Source organism: Paractinoplanes toevensis (assembly GCF_018332695.1).
Classification (GTDB): domain Bacteria; phylum Actinomycetota; class Actinomycetes; order Mycobacteriales; family Micromonosporaceae; genus Actinoplanes; species Actinoplanes toevensis.
The window spans coordinates 17,372-37,562 of the sequence record NZ_BOQN01000070.1 but is presented as its reverse complement, the minus strand read 5'-3'; the positions used below and the strand labels follow the sequence as shown (position 1 = coordinate 37,562).

At 70.5% G+C, this 20,191-nt stretch carries 21 protein-coding genes; 12 read left to right on the top strand and 9 right to left on the bottom strand.

Annotated features, from left to right (window positions below; translation table 11 throughout):
• Window positions 1–27 precede the first annotated feature (27 nt).
• The 4 genes from Ato02nite_RS27560 to Ato02nite_RS53085 all read left to right on the top strand — a co-directional run bounded on the left by Ato02nite_RS27560 (window position 28) and on the right by Ato02nite_RS53085 (window position 2,673).
• A complete protein-coding gene (locus Ato02nite_RS27560) occupies window positions 28–1,356 on the top strand; it encodes a GntR family transcriptional regulator (protein ID WP_213009536.1) in 1,329 nt (442 codons plus the stop codon).
• Window positions 1,353–1,982 carry a Uma2 family endonuclease gene (locus Ato02nite_RS27555; protein WP_246607462.1) on the top strand — a complete coding sequence of 210 codons (630 nt, stop codon included), beginning with the start codon at window positions 1,353–1,355 and terminating at the stop codon, window positions 1,980–1,982. The genes Ato02nite_RS27560 and Ato02nite_RS27555 overlap by 4 nt, the downstream gene beginning before the upstream one ends.
• Window positions 1,976–2,527 carry a Uma2 family endonuclease gene (locus Ato02nite_RS27550; protein WP_246607461.1) on the top strand — a complete coding sequence of 184 codons (552 nt, stop codon included), beginning with the start codon at window positions 1,976–1,978 and terminating at the stop codon, window positions 2,525–2,527. The genes Ato02nite_RS27555 and Ato02nite_RS27550 overlap by 7 nt, the downstream gene beginning before the upstream one ends.
• A 77-nt stretch (window positions 2,528–2,604) precedes the next feature.
• Window positions 2,605–2,673 (top strand): DUF6855 family protein, encoded by a 69-nt coding sequence (locus Ato02nite_RS53085; protein WP_369076928.1) that lies wholly within the window; start codon window positions 2,605–2,607, stop codon window positions 2,671–2,673.
• A 1-nt stretch (window position 2,674) separates the two neighbouring features.
• Here the strand turns inward: Ato02nite_RS53085 and Ato02nite_RS27545 are convergent, their stop codons facing one another.
• Window positions 2,675–3,682, bottom strand: coding sequence for a protein kinase family protein (locus Ato02nite_RS27545; protein ID WP_246607459.1), 1,008 nt, complete (start codon window positions 3,680–3,682; stop codon window positions 2,675–2,677).
• Between the two features lie 138 nt (window positions 3,683–3,820).
• Between Ato02nite_RS27545 and Ato02nite_RS27540 the strand changes: the two genes are divergently transcribed.
• The gene (locus Ato02nite_RS27540) at window positions 3,821–4,858 is read left to right on the top strand and encodes a LacI family DNA-binding transcriptional regulator (protein WP_213009535.1); all 1,038 of its coding nucleotides are present in this window, start codon (window positions 3,821–3,823) and stop codon (window positions 4,856–4,858) included.
• On the opposite strand, the gene Ato02nite_RS27535 is transcribed toward Ato02nite_RS27540, so the two are convergent.
• The 3 genes from Ato02nite_RS27535 to Ato02nite_RS27525 form a co-directional block, all read right to left on the bottom strand.
• The gene (locus tag Ato02nite_RS27535) at window positions 4,823–5,704 is read right to left on the bottom strand and encodes a carbohydrate ABC transporter permease (protein ID WP_213009534.1); all 882 of its coding nucleotides are present in this window, start codon (window positions 5,702–5,704) and stop codon (window positions 4,823–4,825) included. The genes Ato02nite_RS27540 and Ato02nite_RS27535 overlap by 36 nt on opposite strands.
• A gap of 1 nt (window position 5,705) precedes the next feature.
• Window positions 5,706–6,548 (bottom strand): carbohydrate ABC transporter permease, encoded by an 843-nt coding sequence (locus Ato02nite_RS27530; RefSeq protein WP_246607458.1) that lies wholly within the window; start codon window positions 6,546–6,548, stop codon window positions 5,706–5,708.
• Between the two features lie 77 nt (window positions 6,549–6,625).
• Window positions 6,626–7,966 (bottom strand): extracellular solute-binding protein, encoded by a 1,341-nt coding sequence (locus tag Ato02nite_RS27525; protein ID WP_213009532.1) that lies wholly within the window; start codon window positions 7,964–7,966, stop codon window positions 6,626–6,628.
• Between the two features lie 296 nt (window positions 7,967–8,262).
• On the opposite strand from Ato02nite_RS27525, the gene Ato02nite_RS27520 reads away from it, so the two are divergent.
• From Ato02nite_RS27520 to Ato02nite_RS27510, 3 genes are all read left to right on the top strand, one after another.
• Complete coding sequence (locus tag Ato02nite_RS27520) at window positions 8,263–10,620, top strand: beta-glucosidase family protein (RefSeq protein WP_246607457.1); 2,358 nt, start codon at window positions 8,263–8,265, stop codon at window positions 10,618–10,620.
• A gap of 407 nt (window positions 10,621–11,027) precedes the next feature.
• On the top strand, window positions 11,028–11,321 hold the full coding sequence (locus Ato02nite_RS27515; protein ID WP_213009530.1) for a putative quinol monooxygenase: 294 nt from the start codon (window positions 11,028–11,030) through the stop codon (window positions 11,319–11,321).
• Between the two features lie 47 nt (window positions 11,322–11,368).
• Complete coding sequence (locus tag Ato02nite_RS27510; RefSeq protein WP_213009529.1) at window positions 11,369–12,208, top strand: TetR/AcrR family transcriptional regulator; 840 nt, start codon at window positions 11,369–11,371, stop codon at window positions 12,206–12,208.
• On the opposite strand, the gene Ato02nite_RS27505 is transcribed toward Ato02nite_RS27510, so the two are convergent.
• The 4 genes from Ato02nite_RS27505 to Ato02nite_RS27490 form a co-directional block, all read right to left on the bottom strand.
• Entirely contained in the window at window positions 12,205–13,002 is a 798-nt protein-coding gene (locus tag Ato02nite_RS27505; protein ID WP_213009528.1) for an alpha/beta hydrolase family protein, read from the bottom strand. The genes Ato02nite_RS27510 and Ato02nite_RS27505 overlap by 4 nt on opposite strands.
• A gap of 17 nt (window positions 13,003–13,019) precedes the next feature.
• On the bottom strand, window positions 13,020–13,658 hold the full coding sequence (locus tag Ato02nite_RS27500; RefSeq protein ID WP_213009527.1) for a biliverdin-producing heme oxygenase: 639 nt from the start codon (window positions 13,656–13,658) through the stop codon (window positions 13,020–13,022).
• Window positions 13,659–13,673: 15 nt separating this feature from the next.
• Window positions 13,674–14,621 carry a WxL protein peptidoglycan domain-containing protein gene (locus Ato02nite_RS27495; protein WP_213009526.1) on the bottom strand — a complete coding sequence of 316 codons (948 nt, stop codon included), beginning with the start codon at window positions 14,619–14,621 and terminating at the stop codon, window positions 13,674–13,676.
• A gap of 77 nt (window positions 14,622–14,698) precedes the next feature.
• Entirely contained in the window at window positions 14,699–15,847 is a 1,149-nt protein-coding gene (locus Ato02nite_RS27490; protein WP_213009525.1) for an HtaA domain-containing protein, read from the bottom strand.
• Between the two features lie 221 nt (window positions 15,848–16,068).
• Here Ato02nite_RS27490 and Ato02nite_RS27485 point away from each other — a divergent pair, with 221 nt between their 5' ends.
• From Ato02nite_RS27485 to Ato02nite_RS27470, 4 genes are read left to right on the top strand one after another with little or no spacing between them, the layout of a single operon-like run.
• Window positions 16,069–16,743, top strand: a complete 675-nt coding sequence (locus Ato02nite_RS27485) for a hypothetical protein (protein WP_213009524.1) — start codon at window positions 16,069–16,071, stop codon at window positions 16,741–16,743.
• The gene (locus tag Ato02nite_RS27480; RefSeq protein WP_213009523.1) at window positions 16,740–17,744 is read left to right on the top strand and encodes a heme/hemin ABC transporter substrate-binding protein; all 1,005 of its coding nucleotides are present in this window, start codon (window positions 16,740–16,742) and stop codon (window positions 17,742–17,744) included. Before Ato02nite_RS27485 ends, Ato02nite_RS27480 begins: the two co-directional genes overlap by 4 nt.
• Window positions 17,738–18,778 carry a FecCD family ABC transporter permease gene (locus Ato02nite_RS27475; protein ID WP_246607456.1) on the top strand — a complete coding sequence of 347 codons (1,041 nt, stop codon included), beginning with the start codon at window positions 17,738–17,740 and terminating at the stop codon, window positions 18,776–18,778. The genes Ato02nite_RS27480 and Ato02nite_RS27475 overlap by 7 nt, the downstream gene beginning before the upstream one ends.
• Window positions 18,775–19,533, top strand: a complete 759-nt coding sequence (locus Ato02nite_RS27470) for a heme ABC transporter ATP-binding protein (RefSeq protein ID WP_213009522.1) — start codon at window positions 18,775–18,777, stop codon at window positions 19,531–19,533. Before Ato02nite_RS27475 ends, Ato02nite_RS27470 begins: the two co-directional genes overlap by 4 nt.
• Here the strand turns inward: Ato02nite_RS27470 and Ato02nite_RS27465 are convergent.
• A complete protein-coding gene (locus Ato02nite_RS27465) occupies window positions 19,436–20,170 on the bottom strand; it encodes an HAD family hydrolase (RefSeq protein ID WP_213009521.1) in 735 nt (244 codons plus the stop codon). The two genes, Ato02nite_RS27470 and Ato02nite_RS27465, sit on opposite strands and share 98 nt — an antisense overlap.
• Window positions 20,171–20,191: the final 21 nt, after the last annotated feature.

Sequence of the window (20,191 nt, the reverse complement as noted above, 5' to 3'; positions counted from 1 at the left end):
ACAATGCTTAAAACGTACTGTCACAAAATGCTCGAGGCCGTCCGATCCAACCTCACCGATCTATCCGCCCGGGGGCTGGCCGAGGCGGTGGGCCGGGCCGTCGGCGAGGGCACTCTGGAGCCGGGAGCCAAGCTTCCCCCGGTCCGTGCCGTGGCCGCCGAGCTGCACCTCTCTCCCACCACGGTCAGTGCGGCCTGGCAACTGCTGCGCCGGGCCGGAACTATCCAGACCGACGGGCGCCGCGGCACGGTCATCGCCGAATCGCGCACCAGCGGCCCGGGGCGCTACCGCGCGGCGCTACGCGGCCGGACCGGCTTCACGCTGGACCTTTCCACCGGCGTACCGGATCCTGCGCTCCTTCCGAAGTTGCCGGCCCTGGCCGGCCTGTCCCCCGCGCCCACCAGTTACCTGGACGAGCCGGTCCTCCCCTCGCTGGCGTCGCTGCTGCGATCGACGTGGCCGTTCCCACCCGAACGCCTGGCCGTCTTCGACGGCGCGATGGACGCGATAGACCAGATTGCCTCGGCTTTGTTACGCCTCGGTGACCGCGCGATCGTGGAAAATCCGTGCTTCCCCCCGCTGCTGGATCTCCTCGAAGCGCTCGGCGTCGAGCCGGTCGGCGTCGACACCGACGACGAGGGCATGCTGCCGTCCCGCCTGTCGGCCGCCCTGTCCACCCGCCCCACCGCGGTCTTCCTGCAGCCGCGGGCCCTGAACCCCACGGGCGCGTCGTGGTCCGGCGAGCGGGCCGCCCGGCTCGCCGAGGTGCTGGCCCGCAACCCTCAGCTGTACGCCGTGGAAGACGACTCGAACGCCGACGTGTCCTCCCGCCCGCTGTTCTCGCTGGGCGCCCACCTGCCCCGGCAGACCATCCACGTCCGCAGCTTCTCCAAGTCGCACGGCCCCGACCTGCGCCTGGCCGCGGTCGGCGGCCCGTCCTCGGTCCTCGACCCGGTCCTGGAACGCCGTCTGCTGGGCCAGGGCTGGACCAGCCGCCTGCTGCAACACCTACTGCTCGAGCTGCTCACCGACGGGCCGTCGGTGGCCGCTGTCGGCCGGGCCCGCGAGGAGTACGCCCGCCGCCGCGCCCTGGTCGTCGAGGGCCTGCGAGCGGCCGGCATCGACCTGCCGGCCGGCGACGGCCTGAACCTCTGGCTCCCGGTGGCCGACGAGCAGTCCGCCCTGATCACCCTGGCCAGCGCGGGCATAGCCGCGGCCGCCGGATCCGCCTTCCTGCCGGCGGGCGGCCCACCCCACCTGCGGATAACGGCCGGCCTGATAGCCGCCGACCACGCCGCGATAGCCGCCCAGCTGGCCGCCGCCGCCCGCTCCCCCACTTTATCCGTGCCACGTTGACATACGACAACTGGTCGCGCGACACTTGGCGCGTGACTTTCAACCACCCTGTCTTCGACCACGTTCCACCCTGGACCGAAGAGGAATACCTGGCCCTCGACGAGACCACGAGCCTGGTGGAGCTGGTCCGCGGCGCTCTCTGGGTCAGCCCCTCCCCCCACAACACTCTCCACCAGGAAGTGGTCAGCCGAGTCGTCACGGCTCTCAGGTCAGGCGCGGAGAACACCGGGTTCGACGCCGTGCGTCAGATCAATGTTCGCCTCGCCCCCGATACGATCCTGAATCCGGACTTCGTGGTGTCCAAGGCCGACAACCGGCCCCGCCTCGTCACCGACGCCGCTGATATCCCCCTGATCGGCGAGGTCACCGCACCCGGCTCCGCCGTCGCCGACCGGACGTTCAAGCCCCACCTCTACGCCGCGGCCGGAATCGAGTGGTACCTCCTGGTCGAAACCGACTTTTCCGACCTGTCGGTGTCGCTCCGGCTCCACCGCCTCGCGGGCGACCACTACGTCAAGGACGCCGCGGCGAAGTTCGGCCAGACACTGAAGTCCGACGCCCCCTTCCCGTTCGCGATCAACACGACCGACCTGCTCCAGCCCGGCCCTCTGGCGGACCAGTGCTGACGCGCGCCCACTGGTCCGGTGAAGCCGGATACTGGGCGATGGGTGAAACCAACGGCCGGGTCGAGCTCATCGACGGGGCGCTGCGGGTAAGACCATCGCCGAACACCGCTCACAACGGGATAGCGCTGCTCCTCGTCACCGCCACCGCCGTCGCGGCGCGCGAAGCGGGACTTCGGTGGGCCTCCGAGCCGAACCTCCGGCTCGCCACCGATCGAATTGTCATTCCTGATCTCACGCTGGGAAGGCAGCCCTGGGCCACCAAAATCGTCCACCCCTCGGAGACCGTCCTGGTCGTCGAGGTGACTTCACCGAGCAACGCGGCTACCGATCGCGGACAGAAACGGCTCTTCTACGCCGAGGCGCGAATCCCGTGGTACCTGCTCGTCGAGCCGGACTTCACCGATTTCGAGGCGGTCACCCTCCGGCTGCTGCGGCTCGACGGGGACCACTACATCGAACATGCGGTCGCGAAGCACGGCGAGACCCTCACGTCGGACGTCCCCTTCCCGATCGACATCCGCACCAATGATCTCGTCGACCCCTGAGCAACTAGGGGCCGCCGACGAGAACAAGCCGACCACCGACGCCTGGGGCGCGGCCGGTTCGGCATGTACCTTCTCCCCTGCTGGAGGAGCTCGGCCTGGCTGAACTCACCCACGACGCTCGCAACAACCGGATGCGCGCCCGCTGACCTACGAGCCCGGATATTCGGCGTGGATGTCGCCGTCGAAATGGCGCCAGCACAGGTCGTTCATCCGCGCCGCGGCGGGAGCGTGCCGGGTCAGGATCGCCGCCACCGCCGCCGGCACGTCCGGCGGAACACCGGCGGTTGCGCACCGGCGAACGTACGCGTTGCGGGCGACCGGACCTCCGGTGGCCGGCACCGGCACCCCGCAAACCGCGGTGGCCAGCCAGTTCGCCAGGCGCATGGCCGCGTAGTCGGCGTCGTGGCCGGCGTGCCGGGCGACGAAGTCGCGCTCGGCGGGCGACAGGTCGAACCGGGGTGAGGTGGCCAGCCCGAAGTCGCCCAGGTAGATCCGTTCGCCGTCGGTCCGGATGTTGCCGAAGTGCCCGTCCATGTGCAGCAGCTCGCGGCCGGCCAGGAACGCCACGATCTCGAACAACTGCCGCTCCAGCGTCTCGGGGTCGTTCGGCCGGTCGAAGAGCGGATACGGGACGTACTCGAGAAACAGGACGAGGCTGAAGGTCGCGGCGGCCAACTCCTCGAGGCGGATGCGCACGGCCCGGTCGCCGCCGAACTGGGCGACGACGGCGTCGACGTCCCGGTGCTCAGGTGCGATTGCCGGGCGGCCGGGAAGCACGCGCCAGTGGTAGAGCAGCGGGAACGACTGCGCCTCACCGGCCAGGACGCCCTCGGTGACGATCAGGTTCGCCGCCAGCTCGCGCCAGCCGCCGAAGCCCGGACCGGCGAGGCGGAACATGCCGTACTGGCAGAAGGGAGGCAGGCCGAACAGGTTGGCCGTGCTGCGCGGATGAGCCAGCTCCCGGCCGGTCATCGGGATCCGCTTGGCGAACACCGGCACACCGCCGGCATCGAGCACCGCGGAACCGCCCCCGACGCCCACGGCTTCGACCGGCGCGCCCCGGACCAGCGCCGACAGCTCGTCGTCGGTCCGGGCGGCAAGGAGGGCCGAGGTACGGGTGTGGCGTGACCGCCGAGACACTCCGGTCCGGGTCATCGCTGGATCCTCTCCGCCGGCAAGCTCGGAGGACATTCTGCCCTTGCCTTATCGCTGGCCAGTCGTCTATGTGCAATACTTCCGGCACCGCGGTCGAAAGTTTCGAAGAGGGCCCCCGCGGCAGGCGAGGAGAGTCGGATGACCGTGGTCGGACGACGGGTGACAATCGCGACCATCGCGGAAGCCGCCGGAGTGTCGGTTCCTACGGTGTCGCGGGTGCTCAACGGGCGTACTGACGTGTCGCCCGAGACCCGGGACCGGATCGAGCATCTCCTACGCGAGCACGACTATCGGCCCCGTAACTCTCGGCAGCCGCTCCGCGCCGGATTGATCGACCTCGTTTTCCAGGACCTCGACAGCCCGTGGGCGGTGGAGCTGATCCGCGGCGTCGAGGAGGTCAACCACGCGGCGGGTGTCGGCACGGTCATTTCGGCGATACACCGGCGGACCGCGTCGACCCGGCAGTGGCTGCAGAACCTGCGCGCCCGCCAGTCCGACGGCGTGATCCTGGTGATCTCCGACGGGGCCGGCCCGATCAGCGCCGAGTTGCACCGGCTGAACGTTCCGATGGTGATAATCGATCCGGCCGGCGGCGTGGCCGCGGACGTCCCGACGATCGGGGCGACGAACTGGTCCGGTGGGCGCAGCGCCACCGAGCACCTGATCTCCCTGGGCCACACCAAGATCGGCCTGGTCGAGGGTCCTAAGCAGTTGCTGTGTTCACGTGCACGGCTGGACGGTTACCGGGCCGCTCTGGAGGAGGCCGGCCTGCGGTTGGATCGGCGGCTGATCGAGCCGGGCGACTTCCACCACGAGTCGGGTTTCCAGGCGGGGCAGCGGCTGCTCGACCGGGACGACCCGCCGACGGCGATCTTCGCGTCCAGCGACCAGATGGCGCTGGGGCTCTACGAGGCGGCCCGGCTGCGCGGCATCCGCATCCCCGACGACCTGAGCGTGGTCGGCTTCGATGACCTGCCGGAGGCCCGCTGGTCGGCGCCCCCGCTGACCACCGTGCGCCAGCCGCTCGCCGACATGGGTGGGCTCGCCGCGCGTACCGTCCTGCGGTTGTCGCGTGGCGAGCCCATCGAGACTCCCCGGGTCGAGCTCGCTACCGAGCTGGTGATCCGGGAGAGCACTGCCCTATTTGCCGAAACCGGCGGTAAGACCGCTCAGTAGCTGCCGGCGCCCGATCGCGTAGAGCAGGACGATCGGGATGGTGGTCAGCGTGACCGAGGCGGCGATGGCCGGTGTGTTCACGCCGAACTGGCCCTGGAAGTTGACCAGCGCCAAGGGGATGGTGCGCTGGTCGGGGCTCTGGGTCAGCACCAGTGGCAGCAGGAAGCCGTTCCAGATGCCCAGCGCGTTGTAGATGGTCACGGTGACCAGCGCGGGGCGGGTGAGCGGGAACGCCAGCCGCCACAGGGTGCCCCACTCGGTGGCACCGTCCATCCGCATCGATTCGAACAGTTCCTTCGGCACGTCCCGGATGAAGTTGCTCAGCACCAGGACGGACAGCGGAATGGCGAACGCGATCGACGGCAGGACGATGGCGAGCAGGGTGTCGTACAGCTTGAGCCGGATGATGATCAGATAGACCGGGATGATGACCGCTTGCAGCGGGATCGCCAGGCCCATCAGGAACATCGAGTTGGTCAGCCGCAGGAAGCGGTTGCCGATGCCGCGGATGATCGCGTAGGCGGCCATGAACGAGATCAGCACGGCCGGCACGATGGCGCCGACGGTGACGATCACGCTGTTCAGGAAGTATCGAACGATCTCGTTGTCGATGACTTCCTTGTAGTTCGCGAACGTCGGATCCGACGGCGGGGCGAACGTGTTGGTGATGAAGTAGTTCGCCTGGGTCTTGAAGCTCGTGATGACGATCCAGTAGATCGGGATCATCACGATGAACAGCCAGACCCAGCCGAGCGCGCCGCCGAACAGGTTCAGTCGCAGCAGCTTCGCGAGTGGGCTGCGCCGCCGGGTCGGGGCCGGGGTGCCCGAAACAGATACCGTCGCCATCTCAGACTCCTTCCTGCATGCTCTCGTCACCACGGCCACCGAGGCGGCGCAGCAACTGAGCAAGGACCACACCGGACAACACGAGGATCACCGCGATACACGACGCGGGGCCCATCAGGTTGGCCATGAAGCCCTTCTGGTACATCTCCAGCGCCAATGCCCGTGTCGAATCACCCGGGCCACCGCCGGTGAGCACGTAGATCAGGTCGAAGAAGGTCAGCGAGCCGACGACCATCAGCGTCGAGGACGTGATGATCGTGTACTTGATCTGCGGCAGCGTGATGGAGAAGAACTGCCGCACCCGGCCGGCCCCGTCGATCATCGACGCCTCGTACATCGACGTCGGGATCTGGCGGACCGCACCTTGGTAGATCAGCGAGTGGAACGGGATGTACTGCCAGGACACCACGAAGATCAGCACGCCGATGGCGAGTTTCGAGTCACCCAGCCAGTCCTGCTTGAGCCAGTCGACCCCGAAACCCGCGCCGAGCCCGAAGTTCGGGTCGAGCAGGGCTTTGTAGGTGATCGAGATGGCCGCCGAGGACAGCAGCAGCGGGATGAAGTACAGCACCGCCAGGAACCCGCGGTACTTCTTGGTGGCGGCCAGGAAGACACCGATCATGATGGAGATCGGCGTCTGCACCAGCCACGAGATGAACATGATTTCGAACGTCACCCAGATGGCGTGCGGCAGCCCGGGATCTTTCAGGGCCGCCGTCCAGCTGTCGAGCCCACTGGGATGGATGTCGCCGATGCCGTCCCACGTGGTGAAGCTGAGCGCGATGACACCGAGCAACGGGATGATCCCGAACGCCACGAACATCAACAGCGCGGGGATTGCCATCCACACGACGGAGCCGCTCCGCCCGCCTTTAGCGGTCGTTGGCTCCTGCACGCGTACGGCGGGCGGAGCGAGCGTCGTCATTTGCCGATGACCCCGTTCATGTTGTCGACCCACTGCTGCGGGGTGACCTGGAGCTGGAACAGCTTGGCGATGTTGTCCAGCAGGGTCTCGGCCGCGGTCGGGCTGAGCGCCTGGTCCCACGACTGGGCGAAGGTCTTGGCGCCCGAGGCGATGGCCGACATGTCCTTGAGGAACTGCGCGTCGTCGCCGGTGAACAGGCTGTCGCTGTTCTTCAGCACGGGCACGCCACCGGACTTGACCCAGCCGGCCTTCTCGTCGTCGTCGACCAGCGTCGTCGAGAAGAACTTCTTGGCCGTCTCCTGGTCAGCAGCGCTGGCCTTGGAGGAGATCGACAGGTACTGGCCGGGGTTGCCGACGGTGTTGCTCGGGTCGCCCTTGCCGCCGTCGATCGGCGGGAAGTTCATCCAGCCGAGGCCGCCGTCCTTGACGAAGCTGCCGCCGTCGGCCTTCTGGATGCCGTACGACCAGGAGCCGTGCACCATCATGGCGGCCTTGCCGGTGTAGAGCAGGGCCTGGTCGGCGTTGGAGTCGGCGGTGATCGACGAGAAGCCGTTGATGAACGCCTTCTGCTTCACCAGGTCCTGGACCTTGGTGAGCATCTCCAGCACCTGCGGGTCGGACCACGAGCCCGCCTTGCCGGCGAACACGTTGTCGAAGACCTCGGAGCCGGCCTGGCGGTCGAGCATGAACTCGAGCCACATCATGTTCGTCCACCGGGACTGGCCGGCGAGCGAGAACGGCGCGATGCCCTTGGCGTTGAACTTCGGGATCAGGTCAAGAATGTCCCCGTACGACTGCGGCGGGTTGGCGCCGATCTTCGCGAAGGCCTTCTTGTTGTAGTACAGCACGATCGGCTGCACGGTCTCGACCGGCAGGGCGTACACCTTGCCGTTGACCGTGCCGGCGCCGAACGACGACGGCAGGATCTTGTCCTTGACCGCGGCGTTCTGGCCGAGCCAGTCGGTCAGGTCGACGACCTGGTTGGCGTCGACGTACGACTTGAGGCCGCCACCGCCCCAGCCCCAGATCAGCGTCGGGGCCTGGCCGGCACCGATCGCGGTCTTGATCTTCTGCTTGTACGCGTCGTTCTGGAAGAACGTCGGGGTGATCTTGGTGTCGGGGTTCGCCTTGTTGAAGCGGTCGATCGCCGCCTGCCGAATCGGCTCACCGGGCTCGCCGCTCAGTGACCAGTAGGAGGCACTGCCGCTTCCGCTGCCGCCACTGCTGCTGCCCTTGTCACTCGGGCCGGAGCTGCCACATGCAGCGAGGGCCGCAGCACCGGCGGCCCCCGCGGTCAGACCCATGAAGTTCCGCCGGGAAATGTTGCTATTGAACACGCTGATCTCCGTACTCGAGTGCCGCGCCCTGCCGCGGCGAGTGGATCGTCGTGGAATCGGGGTAGCCGCCGTCACAAAGCCTGCAACTTTCGAACGACGACCGCAAGTTAACGTGAGGTTTCGTTAACGTAGGGTTTCAGCTTGATCATGTCAAGGGTCTTGCTCTGGTCGCGCTCCCAGCGCAAGAGTGGACCCCAGCGGGCACCCCTGCGTCGCGGCACGACCGAGCGATAAGTTCTGCTGTGAAAGTACTGAAAGTTTCGGAACATATGAGGAACGTCTTGAGGAGTGTCGCCGTGACCGAAGGACAGGCCCCCCAGCCCTGGCAGGATCCGGCGGTACCGGTTCCGGAGCGTGTCAGACTCCTGCTCGCCGCGATGACCGTCGAGGAGAAGGTTGCTCAGCTCGGCAGCCGGTGGGTCGGGAACGACATGCAGGACTCCGGCGACGAGGCGCCCAGCACCGAACCGGAGGAGACGTTGAACGTCGCCCCGATGCAGGACGTTTTCGCCGCTTCGGGCACCGTACCGCTGTCGGAGGCCAGCCGGAACGGGTTGGGCCACTTGACACGGGTCTATGGAAGCGTCCCGCTGACCGTCGAGGAGGGCGCCGCCGAGGTCATCCGGCAGCAGCGGGTGGTGCTCGGCAACTCCCGGCTCGGCATCCCGGCCATCGTCCACGAGGAGTGCCTCACCGGCTTCACGGCGTTCGGCGCCACCGTCTACCCCGCCGCGATCGCCTGGGGCGCTACCTTCGATCCCGAGCTGGTCGAGCGGATGGCCGCCTCGATCGGCCGCGACATGGCCGCCCTCGGCATCCACCAGGGCCTGTCCCCGGTGCTCGACGTGGTCCGCGACTACCGCTGGGGCCGGGTCGAGGAGACCATCGGCGAGGACCCCTACCTGGTGGCGCTGCTCGGCGCCGGTTACGTGCGCGGCCTGCAGAGCGCCGGCGTCCTGGCCACCCTCAAGCACTTCGCGGGCTACTCGGCCTCGCGCGGCGCCCGCAACCACGGCCCGGTCTCGATGGGCCGGCGTGAGCTGCTCGACGTCATCCTGCCGACCTTCGAGACCGCGGTCCGCGAGGCCGGCGCCGCCTCGGTGATGAACTCCTACTCGGACGTCGACGGCGTGCCGGCCGGCGCCGACCCGTGGCTGCTCACCGAGGTGCTGCGGGAGCAGTGGGGCTTCACCGGCACGGTCGTCTCCGACTACTGGGCGGTGCCGTTCCTGGCCACCATGCACCGGATCGCCGACACCATGGACGACGCCGGCCTGCAGGCCCTGGCGGCCGGCATCGACGTGGAACTGCCCGACACGCTGGGCTTCGGCGAGGGCCTGATCGGCAAGGTGCCGGAGGAGCTGATCGACCGGGCGGCCGGCCGCCTGCTCACCCAGAAGATCGAGCTCGGCCTGCTGGACGCCGGCTGGACCCCGGAAGGCTCGGTGGCCAACGCCGGCCAGGTCGACCTGGACTCCCCCGCCAACCGGGCCCTGGCCCGGGAGATGGCCGAGAAGTCGGTGATCCTGCTCGACCCCGGATCATCGCTACCGCTCGATCCGGAGCTGCGGAAGGTCGCCGTGGTGGGTCCGGCGGCCGCCGACCCGCGTACGTTCATGGGCTGTTACGCCTTCCCCAACCACGTGCTGCCCCGCTATCCCGGAGTGGGCCTGGGCATCGCGGTGCCGACCGCGGTCGACGCGCTGCGGCAGGAGCTGGCGGCCGAGGTCGTGCACGAGCCCGGCTGCACGGTGACCGGCGACGACCGGTCCGGTTTCGCGGCCGCCGTCGAGGCCGCCCGCGGCGCCGACGTCTGCATCGCGATGGTGGGCGACCTGGCCGGCCTGTTCGGCCACGGCACCTCGGGCGAGGGCTGCGACGCCGACGAGCTGCGGCTCCCGGGCGTGCAGGGCGAGCTGCTGCAGGCACTGCTCGACACCGGCACGCCGGTGGTGGTGGTCGTCGTCTCCGGCCGGCCGTACGCGCTGGGTGAGGTGGCCGGGCGGGCCGCCGCGCTGGTGCAGGCGTTCATGCCCGGCGAGGAGGGCGCCTCGGCCATCGCCGGCATGCTCACCGGCCGCGTCCAGCCCGGGGCGAAACTCCCGGTGCAGATCCCGAAGACCCCCGGCGGCCAGCCCGGCACCTACCTCCAGCCGGTGCTCGGCGCGGAGAACAGCGGGGTCAGCAACCTCGACCCGACGCCGCTGTTCCCGTTCGGGCACGGCCGCTCGTACACCACGTTCGAGGTCGACGACCTGCGCATCAGCGAGGCGCGGGTCCCGACCGACGGCGAGTTCACGGTGACCGTGCGGGTCCGCAACACCGGCGAGCGCCCCGGCGACGAGGTGGTCCAGCTCTACCTGCGAGACGTGGTCGCCCAGGTCACCCGCCCGGTCAAGCAGCTGACCGGCTTCGCCCGGGTGCCGCTCGAGCCGGGCGAGGCCAAGGACGTCCGCTTCAAGGTCCACACCGACCGCACCGCCTTCACCGCCCGCGACCTGCGGCGCATAGTCGAGCCCGGCGAGCTGGAGATCATGGTCGGCACGTCGGCCGGCGACCTCCCGTGCCGAGGCTCGGTGACGCTGACCGGCGCGATCCGCGAGACCGGCCGCAACCGGGTGCTGATCACCCCGGTCGAGGTCGAGAAGGCCTGAGACCCGGGCTTCCCGGCACCGTCCGCCGGGAAGCCCGAACCCAAATCGTTACCCGCACTCTGCCCGATCGGGCCGCCCCCGATGCCCGATCTTGCCCGTTTCGGCCGCCCCGCCGGCTCCTTTTTCCGTACGCGAAGGGACCGGTCCCGTGGCACCAGTTCCGCGACGCGGGGCGCGCTCTCCGCGCGCCCCCGCCGGGCGGGCCCGGCCGGCAAGCCCCCCCGCCGACCTCCGGACAGCGCTCGCCGGAGGGTGAAGAGCCGGCTCGGCCAGGCCCGACCGGTGGCATCGAAGAAGGCCGGCCGAAACTTCTCGATGTCCGACGCCGAGATTTATCCGGCACGCGTGTGCCGTTTAGTTGCTACAGTGCGTCCGGAGCACCGAGACGTCCACCCTGGAGGCCAGTCATGCTGATCGTCGCCGGAACCGGCCACGTCGATCCCGACCGCCGCGACGCACTCCTGGAAAGCCTCGCCCCCGCCTTGCGCCAGGCCCGGACCGCACCGGGATGCCTGGACTACGTGGTGGCGGCCGACCCCGTCGAAGCCGACCGGGTCAACATCTACGAGCGGTGGGAGTCGCCGGCCGACCTCGAGGCTCACCTGTCCGGCCGCCCGCAGGACGCACCGCCGATGCCGGGCGTCCGCAGCGTCGAGGTCATGCGCTACGACATCAGCGGGTTCGGCCCACTCCCCGGCTGACCGCGGCACCCGAGTCCACCGGCCGGGCAGGGCTTACGATCGCAACGATGCCGCCACCGGAGCGAACCCCACCACCCCAGCGCGCCGAACCCGCCGCGGATTCGCCCCGGCCCGAGCACGCCGACGCCGCCGCGGACCCACCCCAGCCCGAGCACGCCGACGCCGCCGCGGACCCACCCCAGCCCGAGCACACCGACGCCGAACCACTTCGGGCCCAGCGCGCCGAAGCCGCCGCGGAGCCGGTTCGAGCCCAGCGCACGGACGCCGGCTTGGAACCAGCGCGGGCTCAGCGCGCGGACGGGCGGCGGAACCAGGCTCGGGTGCTGGAAGAGGCGTTCGCGGCGTTCGCGGCGCACGGTGCCGCGGTGCCGATTCGCGAGATCGCCCGCCGGGCCGGGGTCAGCACCGGCACCGTCACGCGGCACTTCCCGACCAAGGAGGCGCTCTTCCGGGCGGTCGCGCTGCACCGGATCGAGCACCTGGTCCGCCGCGCCGAGGAGATCGCCGCCCAGGAACCGCCGGCTACGGCGTTCTTCACGTTCTTCGCGTTCCTGGTCGGCGAGAGCTCGGCCGATCACGCCGTCGGGGACGCCCTCACCGGAGCCGGTTTCGATCTCCAGGCCGAGGCGTCGACGGCCATCCGGGACTTCGGCGCGGCCATGACCGGCATGCTCACCCGGGCGCAAGAGGCCGGCGCGGTCCGCGCGGACGCCGACACCGCCGACATCAAGGCCCTGATCGCCGGCTGCCTAGCCCGCGCCAAAGACAGCAACAGCGACGGCGACCGCGAGGGCGACGGCGACCGGGAAAGAGACCGCGACGGCGACGCACAGCGGCGCATGATCGAGATCGTTTGTGCTGGGCTTCGGCCGGTGGGGGCGCGCTAAGCGAGATTGCGGTTCAGGAAGTCGATCAGGGTTGAGGCGGCGGCCAGGCGGTGGTCGGAGAGGGCGTGGTCGGTCGGGAAGGCGTGGTGTTCGAGGCGGGCGGTGGCGTAGGCCGCGACCAGCGGGTCGTGGTGGACCGCCTGGACCGACAGCGGGTCGCGGCTCGCGCCGATCAGGAGCACCGGGCGGCCGGCCAGGGCCGGGGCGAGCTCGGGCAGGCGCCAGGTGTCGCCGGCCGCCTCCGCCTCGGCGATGAGCGCCGTGCCGGACGTACCACGTAACGGCCGCAGTTCGTCGTCGAAGGCGGTCACCCACTCCGCACGTACATCCGAATCGGCGCTCGTGGCGGCAGCCAGCGCGGCCAGATCGAAGCCGGCCAGGGAGGCGACGGCGCCGACCGAAGGGTCGGCGGCGGCCGTGTGCAGCGCGGCGAAACCTCCCACGCTGTGCCCGGCCACCGCGACCCGGGCGGGATCGAACCGCGGGTCGGCGCGGACCTGCTCGACCACCGCCGCGGCATCGTCGAGGACGTGCTGCCAGGACCACGCGCCGCCGACGCCCCACGAGCCGCGGTAGTGGAACACCACCGCGGCGTAGCCGGCCCGGCGCAGGGCCTGGGCCAGGTCGAAGTTGCGTTCGTTGCCGGGGAAGCCGTGCAGCAGCACCACCACCGGGAACGGGCCGGGACCGGCGGGCAGGTGCAGCAGGCCGAGCAGCTGTTCGCCGCCCGACGCGAAGGTGACGGCCGGCGTGCTGGCCGCCGGGCGTAGCGAATCGGGGAAGTCGCCGGTCACCGGACCTCCGGGAGTAATCAGGCCGCCGGGGAGATCTCCTCCGGGTAGGCCGCGCCGAGCTCCTGGAAGACCGCCCCGTTGAGGCTGAACGCGTGCTGCGCCTCGGCGATGAGGACCGACAGCCGCTCTTCCGGGAGCGGGAGTGCGTCGAGACGCTCACGGTAGGCGATCTTGTAGGACTTCGGGTCGGCGATGTGATCGAAGTCGTAGAACGAGACGCCGCCGTCGTGCAGGCCGTAGGTGGCGGCGACCTTCTTGCCGACCAGCAGGCCGCCGCTGAGGTCGCCCAGGTAGCGCACGTAGTGGTGGGCGATGAAGTGCTCGGGCGAGGTGGGGCAGTGGGCGCGCAGGTGATCGGCGTAGCGCTGGGCGGCCGCGGTCGCCGGGTAGGAGCCACCGAGGTGGGCGAGGTCGGCCTCCAGCAACGGCACCCGGTTCAGGGCCGGGTCGGCGAACGGCGCCGCGATCTCGTTGCCGCGCATCGCCTCCGCCGCCGCCTCCAGCTCGCGGTAGACGATCAGGTACTGGGCGGTCAGTGCGGCGAAGCCCGCGCGCGGCACCGAACCGGCCATCAGGCGGGAGATGAACGACCTGGTCTCGGCCTCCCGGTGTTCGACCATGGTGGCCTTGCGGAGGCGGGCGGCGAATCCCGTCATGGTGGAGGTCCTTCCCTAGTTCGTTCGGCGAGCGCGGCGGATCAGGCGGAGGATCAGGTAGAGCAGGGCGGCGCCGAGCACGGCGACCAGGGCCCAGGGCCAGGCCCACACGCCGGTGGTGCGGGAGACGGCCGGCAACCCGGCGCCGAAGCCGGCGGGCACCACGCTGACGTCGGCGTCGAGGTGCACGGTGGGCTGCACGCCGAGGATCTTCTCGGTGACGGTGATCGAACCGCCGGGCAGCAGCTCGGGGATCTCCATCGCGGCGGTGCGGGCCAGCTCCCAGCCGAACGGGCCGGTGACCTTGACCGTGCCGGTGCCGGTCAGGCGCAGGTTGCCGGTGTTCTTCACCAGGTAGGTGACGGTCATGTCGCCACCGTCGGCCGGGTTCGCGGACTGCGCATACTCCAGTCTGACCCGGTCGATGCTCAGGGTGGGAGCGACCGTGCCGGCCACGGTGACGTAGACCCGCGCCGCGACGCGGCGATCGACCAGGACGGTACGGCCGGAGGCGTCGGTCTGCTCCTCGCTGACCGACGCGATCACGCCGCCGGCGTGGTCGCCGGGGGTCGCGCCGGCCGGGACGGTGAGGGCGAACGGGACGTCGAGCCGGGTGTTCGCCGCGACGGTGTATTCGGTCGCGCCGAGCGCGATCCACGAGCCCAGGTCGGTGGGCTGCTGCGCCGCCGGGAGCAGGGCGAACGAGCCGTCGTCGGTGTTGTACGCGTCGGTGCCGTACACCCTGAAGGTGAGCGGCCGCCGCGTCAGGTTGGTGATGCCGACGTAGTCGGTGATCCGCTCGCCGGGCGCGGCCTTGCGGATGATGTAGTCCCGGCCGTCCGGCCCCTTGGCGGTGGAGGGCTGCACCGACCAGCGCACGCTCGTCTCGCCGGGCGCGGCCTGCGCCGGGGCGGCGGGCGCGAGAACGAGAACCGCGGCCAGCGCTCCTCGGACGACAATCATGTGACTCCTTACGATAGGGGCGAGCCGGCCGGGAAATGTTGCGGATTTCCCGGCCGGTTCCCCTGTGTGCCCTGGTATCAGGCGAGGGTCAGGGTGAGGACGGCGCTGTACTCACCGGCGGCGCTGGACTCCGGAACACCGAGGTTCAGCGCCGCGCCGCACGTCGAGCTGCCGAGGCTGCTTCCCGTTTCGGCACTGCACAGGGTCTTGCTGGCGCCCAGGCCCGTGCCCGGGGTGACCGGCCCGCCCGGCGTGACGGCGTTCTGCACACCGTTCGCCGCCTTCAGTCCGCCGGCCACGACCGCGGCGGTCGGGGTCCAGCCGAGGTTCGCCGCGGGGATGGTCCCGGCCGCCGACGTGAAGTCGGTGACCTGGCCGACCAGGTCCCACCCGGCGTTGGTGCCGCGCAGGTCGCTGACGGTGACCGCGTTGAGGTTGCCGATCGCGGTCTGACCCGGGGTGACCGCCGACAGGTTCACGTCGGAACCGGCGGAGGTCAGGGTCAGCGCGCCACCGGCCACGGCCGCCTTGATCGTCTGAGCCGCCGAGCCGTTGCCGGGCTCGGGGTCGGTCGGATCGGTCGGGTCGGTGGGGTCGGTCGGGCCGGAGCCCGCCGAGGCCGAGGCGGAGGCCGTGATCGGGTCGAGCGCGGCGCCGGTGGCGTAGAAGCCGCCGAACACGCTCGCCGAACCGGCCGACAGCTTCGCGGCGAGGTTGGAGAACGTGACGGCCCCGTCGGTGACGGTGGGCGCCGTGGTCGTCACGGTGGCCAGCTCGGCCCCGTCGACGTGCGCGCTGGGCTGGGTGGTGGCCGTGAGGTCCACATCGGCCAGCAGTGAGCCCTCGCCGTCACCGTCCACGACGAGCTTCGGGTTCGCGATGGTGATCGTGAATCCGTGCAGCGGGTAGGAGAACACGATCGTTCCCCGGTACTGCATGCTCGCCGTGCCGGCCGCCGCGTCGTAGGTGCCGCCGCCGGCCGGGAAGTCGAACGTCCCGTCCGCGTTGATGGCGGCCCCGTTGGTGGCGGCGATCGGCGGGGTGCCGTTGCCACCCGACACGTAGCCACGGAACGACGCCTTGAAGCCCCAGTCGAGGCTTCCCCCCGCGACGTCGGTGGACGCGGCCATCGCGGCGGGCGCGGCCACGATCAGCGCCGCGGCCGTGCTCAGGCCGAGCAGGCCGGCGCGCAGGGCGGCCCGATTCAGGCCGTGGTTTGTGCCCATGCTCTGTGTGTTCCTTCCGGTGAGGCGGCACCCACTGATGCGGGCGCAGTTAGGGTAGCCTCACCTAAACTTCCGGGCAATTCAAGATCCAGTCCTGCTCGGCTCAGCAACTTCGGTGGAGGAGACAGGTGCGCATAGGCCTGAGAGCTGGGGTAACAGCTCTCGCTCTGCTGACATTCGTGACGACCGGCACTCCCGCTCTGGCTGCCAGGAAACTGTCGGTGTCGAAAACCAAAGGGCTTGCCAGAAGCGGCGAAACGGTCACCGTCTCCGGGTCCGGATATGACGCGACCAAGGGCATCTACGTGGCGTTCTGCCTGGACAACGGCGCGGGAGTGCTGCCCTCCCCGTGCGGTGGCGGCGCCGATCTGAGTGGTAGCTCGGGCGGCTCCGCGTGGATTTCGTCCAACCCGCCGGCATATGGAGAAGGGCTTGCCACGCCGTACGGAAAGAACGGGTCCTTCCGGGTGTCCATCCAGGTCAGTCAGATGATCGGCGATGTCGACTGCGCGGTCCGCGGCTGCGCGATCGTCACCCGGGCCGACCACACCCGCACCAGCGACCGCTCGCAGGACATGCGCATCCCGGTCCGATTCGCTGCCGCCGCAACCGGCAGCGCCTCGGGCTCCGGCGTCGCCGTCACCGCCGCGCCCGGGAAAAGCGCACCGGCCGTCAAGCAGAGCAAGCCGGTCGGGCCACCGACCGGGAAGCTGGCCACCGAGGCACCGCCGTCGGCCGAGGCCACCGAGCCGGTTGAACTGCAGGCCTTCGGACCGACGCTGACCAGGACCAGCACGGCCACTCCCCTCGGTCACTGGTGGGCGATCGGCGGGGCGTTCCTCACCGGGCTGCTGCTCGCCGTCCTGGTCGGCCGTTTCGGCCGGAGGTCGCGATGATCCGCCGCGCCCTGCTCGTCTCGGTGCTCCTGCTGACCGGCTGCACGTCGGTCAGCGAGGTCGGCGCGGCCGAGAGCACGACCAACTCCTGCGGCGTCACCACCGCCCGGCTCGCCTCCGAGGACGTCACCCCGCTCGATCCGAAACCGGCGCCGGTCCTGCCGGTCACCGTGGACTCGGCCGACGGCCGGAAGGTCACCGTCACCAGCGCCGACCGGATCCTGGCCGTCAACCTCTACGGCTCGCTCGCCGAGCTCGTCTTCAGTCTCGGCCTCGGCGGCCGGGTGATCGGCCGGGACACCTCGACCACCTTCCCGTCGGCGGCCGGGCTGCCGCTGGTCACGCCGCAGGGGCACGACCTGTCGGCCGAGGCGGTCCTCAAGCTGAACCCGTCGGTGCTGCTCGCCGACGACAGCATCGGCCCGGCCACCGCACTGGACCAGATCCGCGAGGCCGGCATCCCGGTGGTCATCGTCGACGACACCCAGAACCTCGACGCGGTGCCGAAACACATTCGGGCGGTGGCCGGCGCTCTTGGCGTCGCCGAGGCCGGCGAACGCCTGGTCGAACGGGTACAGGAAGAGATCGACACCGCCCGGAAGAGCGCTCCGGCCGACGGCCGGCAAACCAAGATCGCATTCCTTTATGTACGGGGTACCGCCGGCGTTTTCCTGATCGGTGGCCGGGGCGCCGGCTCGGACGCCATGATCGAGGCGATCGGTGCCACCGACGCCGGCACCGCGATCGGCCTCACGAAGTTCCGGCCGCTCACCAGCGAAGGGCTGATCAACGCGGCCCCCGACGTCATCCTGGTGATGACCGAGGGACTGCGATCGGTCGGCGGGGTCGACGGACTGCTCAAGCTGCCCGGCGTCGCGCAGACCCCGGCCGGCATCAACCGCCGCATCGTCGACATGGACGACGGCATCCTGCTGAACTTCGGCGGACGCACCGGCAAGGCCGTCGAGGCGCTCGCCAAGGCGGTCTACGGGCCGTGCTGACCGCGTACAAAAAGATGGGTCTGATCGGGTTCCTGATCGTCGGTCTGGCGGCCGTGTGCGTGCTCGCGGCCGGGCGCGGGCAGGTGCCGATCTCGCCGTCCGAGGTGGCCGGTTCGCTGCTGCACCGGCTCGGCCTCGGCATCGGACCGCTGCCGTCGGCCGTGCAGGGCGAGAACGCGCTGTGGCTGGTGCGCTTTCCCCGGGTAGTGCTCGCGGTGATCGTCGGCGCGTCGCTCGGCTGCGCGGGCGCCCTCATGCAGGGCGTCTTCGGCAACCCGCTGGCCGAGCCGGGCGTCGTCGGCGTCTCCTCCGGCGCCGCCGTCGGCGCCGCCGCCGCCATCGTCAGCGGCATCACCGTCCTCGGCTCGTGGACCACCGCGGCCGCCGCCTTCGCCGGCGGCGTGGTGACCACCTTCATCGTGTACGCGATGAGCCGGGCCGGCGGGCGCACCGAGGTGGTGACCCTGGTGCTCACCGGCGTCGCCGTCAACGCCACCGCCGGCGCCCTGCTCGGCCTGCTGATGTTCCTGACCGACGACGACGGGGTGCGGGCCATCGCGTTCTGGCAGCTGGGCAGCCTCGCCCAGGCCACCTGGAGTGCGGTGGCGGTGGCCGGGCCGTGCGCGCTGGCCGGCCTGGCCGTCGCCGTCGCGCTGTCCCGGCGCCTCGACCTGCTCGCCTTGGGCGAACGGCCGGCCCGGCACCTCGGCGTCGACACCGAACGGCTGCGGATCATCGCGATCGTCGCGACCGCCCTGCTCACCGCGTCGGCCGTCGCGTTCACCGGGATCATCAGCTTCGTCGGCCTGATCGTGCCGCACCTGATCCGGATGATCGCCGGGCCGGGCCACCGCGTGCTGGTGCCGGCGAGCGCGCTGGGCGGCGCGGTCGTGGTGGTGACCGGCGACCTGATCGCCCGGACCGCCATCGACTACCAGGAGTTGCCGCTCGGCGTGCTGACCGCGGTGGTCGGCGGGCCGGCGTTCTTCTGGCTGCTGCGGCGCACCCGGGCCCGGGCCGGAGGCTGGGGATGAAGGCCACCGGAGTGTCGGTGTCGCTCGGCGGCCGGACCGTCGTCTCCTCGGTCGACCTGCACGTGTCGCCGGGTGAGGTGGTCGCGCTGGTCGGGCCGAACGGCGCCGGGAAGTCGTCGCTGCTCGCCGCCGTCTCGGGCGATTTGCCGTCTTCCGGGGAGGTGATGGTGGACGAGCGCCCGCTGGATTCCTACAAGCCGATCGAACTCGCCCGGCTGCGGGCCGTCCTCCCGCAGAAGGCGGCGCTGTCCTTCCCGTTCACCGTCGGCGAGGTCGTCCGGATGGGCCGCGCGCCCTGGTCGGGGCGGCCCGAAGCCGCCGAGGACGAGGACGCGGTCGCCGAGGCGATGGAGCTGACCGAGACGACCGGCTTCGCGGCCCGGCCCTTTCCCGCGCTCTCCGGTGGCGAGCAGGCACGGGTCGCGCTGGCCCGGGTGCTCGCCCAGCGCACCCCGCTGCTGCTGCTCGACGAGCCCACCGCGGCCCTAGACCTGCGCCACCAGGAGCTGGTGCTGTCGGTGACCCGCGCCCGCGCCGCGTCGGGCACGGCGGTGATCGTCGTCCTGCACGATCTGAGCCTGGCCGCCGCCTACGCCGACCGGGCCTGCGTGCTGGCGGCCGGCCGGGTCCGCAGCGAGGGGCCACCCTCGTCGGTGTTCACTCCGGAACTGCTGTCCGAGGTGTACCAGCACGACGTGGAGGTGCTCCCCCATCCCCGGACCGGGACTCCGCTGGTGGTGCCGAGAAGGCCGTGACCACGCCCAGACCGTGCACGGGTCCCTCGGTGCGAGGCAGGATCAAGGTCCGGATGCCCAGCGACACCCCGCCGATGTCGTCGCGTGGGCTGTCGCCGACCATCAGCGTCTCGCCGGCCCGGACGTCGAGCTGCTTCAGCACGTGCGCGAAGATCGCCGGATCGGGCTTGACCAGGCCCACCTCGAACGACAGCACCACCGCGTCGATCAGGTCGGCGACGCCGGCCCGCTCGAGGCAACCGCGGATGTCCAGGCCGATGTTGGACAGCACGGCGATCTTCACGCCGCGGGCCTTGAGCTCCCGCAGCACCGGCAACGTGTCGTCGAAGACCGTCCACTGGTCGGGCAGCACCGCGTACAGGGCGGCGATCAGCTCCGGGGCGATGTCCGGCAGCAGGGCGATCGTCCGGGTGAAGACGTCCCGGTGCCGGTCGGCGCTGAGGTCGCGCTCGCTGTCCGGGTCGATCGTGTGGGCGTGGTGCCAGAGCCGGTCGAGATGCGCGGGCAGTCCCTCGGTCGGGGTCGGGGCGGTGGCCAGGTGGCGGAAGGCGTCCTCGATCCACCGGCCGGGTTCACCCCCGGCGACCAGCGTGTCGTGAAAGTCGAAGATGACCGCGTTGATCGGTGCTGGGTGCATGGCCCAACTCAATCAGCCCGC